Annotated in this window: 4 protein-coding genes; all 4 read left to right on the forward strand. The window is 63.0% G+C overall.

Annotated elements, in window-relative coordinates:
* Positions 1-159: 159 nt before the first annotated feature.
* The 4 genes from VGN46_RS16005 to glpK all read left to right on the forward strand — a co-directional run bounded on the left by VGN46_RS16005 (position 160) and on the right by glpK (position 5,200).
* Complete coding sequence (locus VGN46_RS16005; RefSeq protein ID WP_331644990.1) at positions 160-933, forward strand: DeoR family transcriptional regulator; 774 nt, start codon at positions 160-162, stop codon at positions 931-933.
* A gap of 351 nt (positions 934-1,284) precedes the next feature.
* Positions 1,285-2,799 (forward strand): glycerol-3-phosphate dehydrogenase, encoded by a 1,515-nt coding sequence (gene glpD / locus VGN46_RS16010; protein ID WP_331644992.1) that lies wholly within the window; start codon positions 1,285-1,287, stop codon positions 2,797-2,799.
* 45 nt (positions 2,800-2,844) lie between these two features.
* A complete protein-coding gene (locus tag VGN46_RS16015) occupies positions 2,845-3,684 on the forward strand; it encodes an MIP/aquaporin family protein (protein WP_331644995.1) in 840 nt (279 codons plus the stop codon).
* Between the two features lie 13 nt (positions 3,685-3,697).
* Entirely contained in the window at positions 3,698-5,200 is a 1,503-nt protein-coding gene (gene glpK / locus VGN46_RS16020; protein ID WP_331644993.1) for a glycerol kinase GlpK, read from the forward strand.
* The last annotated feature ends 188 nt before the right edge of the window (positions 5,201-5,388 follow it).

Here is a 5,388-nt window from a genome sequence, read left to right on the forward strand (position 1 = left end):
TAAAATCCGGCCGCGGTCCCCCTGTAGGAGCGCGCTTGCGCGCGATCCACCCCGCCGCATACCCCATCGCGCGCAAGCGCGCTCCTACAAGGGCGGTTGGCATTGCCTCACCACCCATCGCGCGCAAGCGCGCTCCTACAAATGGGCTACGATTAGCCTATGAATACGGATTTACGTCTCAACCGACGCCAGGAAGAACTCGTCGCTATCGTCCAGCGCGAGGGTTTCGTCGCCGTCGATGAGCTGGCCACACATTTCGACGTGGCCCCGCAAACCATTCGTCGCGATCTCAACCTCCTCGCCGATGGGGGCCTTATCCGCCGCTACCACGGCGGCGTCAGCGCACCTTCCAGTATCGAGAACGTTGCCTACGCCGCACGGCAGAGCCTGCAGGCCGCGGAGAAGGACCGCATCGCCCACGCGATCGCGCGCCACATTCCGGATGGCTCGTCCCTGTTCATCAACCTGGGGACGACCAACGAAGGCGTCGGCCGCGCGCTGCTCGAGCACCGCGACCTGCGCATCATCACCAACAACCTAAATATCGCCATCCTGCTCAGCGACAACCCGACCTTCGAGGTCATCGTCGCCGGCGGGGTCGTGCGTGGCCGCGACCATGGCGTGACCGGCGAAGCGACGATCGAGCTGATCCGCCAGTTCAAGGTGGACTACGGCATCATCGGAATCTCGGGCATCGAGCTCGACGGCACGCTGCTCGATTTCGACTTCCACGAAGTCCGCGTCGCACAGACCATCATCGATCATTCGCGCCAGGTCTTCCTGGGTGCGGACCACACCAAGATCGGCCGTAACGCCATGGTCCGGTTAGGCGACTTCTCCCACGTCGACGCTTGGTTCACCGACAAGACCCCACCCAAGGAACTGATCCCGGTCCTCGAAGCCGCCGGCACCCAAGTCCACATCGCCGACTAACACCCCCTGTTGGAGCGCGCTTGCGCGCGATCGGCGTTACGACAAGATCCACCGCGCGCAAGCGCGCTCCTACAACGCGTCGTGGGTTACCGCCAGGGCCATCGCGCGCAAGCGCGCTCCTACAGGGGCGCGGTACGCTGGGTGGAGCAGTGACGTTTTACGCTGCACTGCAGCGTGCGATGTTCGTTTGTGTTCGAATATGCTCATTTGACGCAGGTGAGTGACGGCTCGTCGTGTGGAATGTTCGTAAATGCGCAAGGAAGGCGCGTGAAATCGTAAAAACGAACGTACCCGAACGTATCGGGTGCCCATACCGCAGCCTTCACCACCCCCAGCCGAGCGGAGTGTGTGATGGTCGAGCAGGTCGATGTCCTGGTCATTGGTGGTGGCGTGAACGGCGTAGGTATCGCCCGCGACGCCGTAGGGCGTGGCCTGAGTGTCTGGCTGTGCGAGCGGGACGATCTGGCGTCGCACACCTCGAGCGCCGCCACGAAGCTGATCCATGGCGGCCTGCGCTATCTGGAGCAGTTCGAATTCGCCCTCGTCGGCAAGGCACTCGCCGAGCGTGAGGTCCTGCTGAAAGCCGCTCCCCACATCATCTGGCCGCTGCGCTTCGTGCTGCCACACCAGCCCCATCTGCGCCCCGCCTGGATGATCCGGATCGGGCTGTTCCTCTATGACCATCTCGGCCGCGGTCGCCGGACCCTGCCGGGCTCGCGCCGCGTGCGCTTCGGCAAGCATGTCACCGGCGAACCGCTACGTCAGGAGTTCACCCAGGGCTTCGTTTACTCCGATGCCTGGGTGCAGGACGCTCGCCTGGTTGTGCTGAATGCCATGGACGCCGTACACCGCGGCGCAAAGATCGAAACGCACACCCAGTGCATTAGCGCCCGGCGCGATGGCGATGGCTGGCTCGCCGAGCTGGAGAAGCGCGACGGTACCCGCCACTTCGTGCGTTCACGCGCCCTGGTCAACGCCGCTGGCCCGTGGGCCGCCAGCTTCCTCGATGACGTGGCGCACATAAAACATTCGCACACGCTGCGCCTGATCAAGGGCAGCCACATCGTGGTGCCGAAGATCTTTGAGCACCGCTATGCCTACATCTTCCAGCAGCCGGATCGCCGCATCGTTTTCGCGATCCCCTATGAACGCGATTTCACGCTGATCGGCACCACCGATATCGAGTACAAGGCCGATCCCTCGCACCCTGTGATCGATGCGGAAGAGACCCAGTACCTGTGCGAGGCAGTGAACCGCTACTTCAAGAAGCAGCTCACTCTGAAGGATGTCGTTTGGAGCTACAGCGGCGTACGCCCGCTCCTACAGGACGAATCGGGCAGCGCCTCCGAGGTCACGCGCGATTACCTGCTCGATATCGACCAGACCGGCGGCGCACCCTTGCTCAACGTGTTCGGCGGCAAGCTCACGACGTTCCGCAAACTATCGGAAGAGGCGATCGACAAGCTCGCCCCTCTGCTGGGTAACGACCAGCCCGCATGGACAGCGGATGCGCGGCCATTACCCGGCGGTGGCGAACGCGACATCGATGCGCTGACCGACGATATCCGCGCATCGCGTCCGTGGCTGCCGGAAACCTTCGCCTGGCGTCTCACCCACATGTACGGGACCCGCGCGCGCGACCTGCTAGGCGAGGCCAACGGTCTCGAGGCGCTGGGCACGCACTTTGGCTCGGACCTCTACCAGGCGGAGGTGGATTACCTCGTCCGCCACGAATGGGCCACGGAAGCCCAAGACATCCTGTGGCGACGGAGCAAGATCGGCCTGCGCGTCGGCCCCGACGATGTACGACGCCTCACCGAATACCTGGACCAACGCGTCCCGAAAGGGACCACGACCACCCCATAGCGCCCCCGCGCTACCACCACCACCATGAAACCGATGGAGAGACGGATCATGCGGCAAAACATAGGCGAGCTGATATCAGAAGCCGTCGCGATGTTCATCATCATTGCGTTCGGCGATTCCGTAGCGTGCATGTACGTGCTCTACGACCCCAGTCCCTACCTCAACGCCTACTGGGGCGTGTGTATCGCATGGGGCCTTGCTGTCACCATCGCGATCTACGCGACCGCATCGGTTTCCGGCACACACGCCAACCCGGCCGTGACACTGGCTTTGGCGGTGTTCCGCGACTTCTCGTGGAAGAAGGTGGTGCCGTACTGGATCGCCCAGGTCATCGGCGCCTTCCTCGGCGCGGCGATCGTCTATGCGCTGTTCGGGCCGGTCATCGATCACTTCAACGCAACGCATAACCTCACCCGCGAGGCGGGTGGTGCGGCCGGCGTGTTCTTCACGCACCCGGGCCTGGCGGTCACGCCCATGCACGCACTCTCCGATCAGATCATCCTGACCGCGTTCCTGCTGTTCGGTATCTTCGCGATTACCGAGCAGTACAACGAGACGGCGCCCGGTGCCAACAGCGGCGCGCTGATCATCGGCCTGCTGGTCGCCACCATCGGTGCCTCGATGGGTTATCTCGAAGCGTGGGCGATCAACCCCGCCCGTGACTTCGGCCCGCGCCTGTTCGCGTACTTCGCCGGTTGGGGCCCCTCGGCCCTGCCGTCGCCGGACAACTACTGGTGGGTGCCGATCGTCGGCCCGTTGATCGGTGGTGTCGTCGGCGGTGGCGCGTACCAGCTGCTCATCCATCCGTTCCTGCCGGCCCGCCAGCGTGCGCTTGAAGAAGCGCGCCAGGCCGCGCAGCGCAATACCTCCACTTCCAACCGTTAATACGAGGCCTGCCATGGACAAGAAGTACATCCTGGCGATCGACCAGGGCACGACCAGCTCGCGCACCATCCTGTTCGATCACGACGGCAACATCGCCGGCACCGCGCAGCGTGAGTTTCCGCAGATCTTCCCGCAGCCGGGCTGGGTCGAACACAACCCGCGCGAGATCATGACCAGCGTGCTGTCCACCATGACCGAGGTGATCAGCAGCTCCGGTATAGACGCGTCGTGTATCGAGGGTATCGGCATCACCAACCAGCGCGAAACCGCGGTGGTCTGGGACAAGGCCACCGGTCAACCGATCTACAACGCCATCGTGTGGCAGTCGCGGCAGACCGCTGACATCTGCGAGCGCCTGAAGAAGGAAGGCCACGACCAGATGGTCCGCGACAAGACCGGCCTGCTGATCGATGCCTACTTCGCCGGCACCAAGGTGCGCTGGATCCTCGACCATGTCGAAGGTGCGCAGGAGCGTGCGGAGAAGGGCGAACTGCTGTTCGGCACCATCGACACCTGGGTGATCTGGAACCTCACCGGCGGCAAGGTGCATGTCACCGATTACACCAACGCCTCGCGCACGCTCATGTACGACATCTACAAGCGTCAGTGGGACGATGAGCTGCTGAAGATGCTCAACGTGCCGAAGGCGATGCTGCCCGAGGTGAAGTCCTCCAGCGAGGTGTATGGAAAGACCCTGACGAAGCATTTCTTCGGCCGCGAAGTGCCCATCGCCGGTATCGCCGGTGACCAGCAGGCGGCGCTGTTCGGCCAGGCGTGTTTCGAGCCAGGCCTGGCGAAGAATACCTATGGCACCGGCTGCTTCATGCTGATGAACACCGGCGAGAAAGCGGTGCCGTCTAAGAACGGTCTTCTCACCACGATCGCATGGGGCTTGGACGGGAAGGTGGAATACGCGCTCGAAGGCAGTATCTTCGTCGCCGGTTCGGTCATCCAGTGGCTCCGCGATGGCCTGCGCATGCTCGGCAAGGCATCGGATTCGCAGCAGTACGCAGAACGTGCGAAAGACACCGATGGCGTGTACTTCGTGCCGGCGTTCGTGGGTCTCGGTGCACCGTACTGGAAGAGCGACGTGCGCGGCGCGGTGTTCGGCCTGAGCCGCGGCACGACGAAGGAGCAGTTCATTCGTGCGGCACTCGAATCGATGGCCTACCAGACCCGCGATGTGCTCGAAGCGATGCAGAGCGATTCAGGCATCGAGTTGAAGGAACTCCGCGCCGATGGTGGCGCGATCGCCAACGACTTCATGGCACAGTTCCAGGCCGACATCCTCGATGTCACCCTGCTGCGTCCGAAGGTGCAGGAAACCACCGCGCAAGGTGCGGCGTATCTCGCCGGCCTTGCCGTCGGATTCTGGAAAAGCAAGGAAGACATCACGAAAAGGTGGGCCGTCGACCGCGAGTTCAAGCCCACGATGACGAAAGAAACCCGTGACGATCTTTACGAGGGCTGGAAGCAGGCGGTGAGTGCGACGATGGGGTTCAAGCCCCGTAACTGAGGCAACCTCGATCGCGCGCAAGCGCGCTCCTGCGGGTAGAGAAAAATGGGTACGAAAAAGGGGCGACGCATGGCTGCGCCGCCCCTTTTTTCACAGGCTTTTTCAGGCCAGATCGGTACCGAACTGTTCCTTGTATTCCGCAGCGAACTGCTCGTACGTGAAGAACTGGTTCTGCGTGCCCGGGTGTT

Source organism: Luteibacter sp. (assembly GCF_036500425.1).
Lineage (GTDB): Bacteria > Pseudomonadota > Gammaproteobacteria > Xanthomonadales > Rhodanobacteraceae > Luteibacter.